The 252-nt window shown below is 42.1% G+C and carries 1 protein-coding gene; it reads right to left on the bottom strand.

The window, feature by feature from the left end; translation table 11 throughout:
- A partial coding sequence (locus AAEZ22_RS18520) for a polysaccharide biosynthesis protein (RefSeq protein ID WP_352298536.1) occupies window positions 1-252 on the bottom strand: 252 nt, incomplete at both ends.

Here is a 252-nt window from a genome sequence, read left to right as displayed (position 1 = left end):
GCTTGAAATAAGGAACGACGGAACCACGAGAACCCACCACATTCCCATACCTTACGGCAGCAAAGCGTGTTTTTCCTGGACCAACGATGTTATTGGCTGCAACAAATAATTTATCAGAAGCCAATTTTGTCGCACCATAAAGATTAATAGGGCTCGCAGCTTTATCTGTCGATAAGGCGATCACCTTTTTTACTTTGTTGGCAATCGATGCCTTGATAACATTCTCTGCACCATAAATGTTTGTCTTGATAC

Source organism: Pseudoalteromonas sp. 20-MNA-CIBAN-0454, assembly GCF_040308685.1.
GTDB lineage: Bacteria > Pseudomonadota > Gammaproteobacteria > Enterobacterales > Alteromonadaceae > Pseudoalteromonas > Pseudoalteromonas nigrifaciens.
The sequence above is the reverse complement of the archived record's forward strand: the minus strand, read 5'-3'. Positions and strand labels throughout refer to the sequence as shown.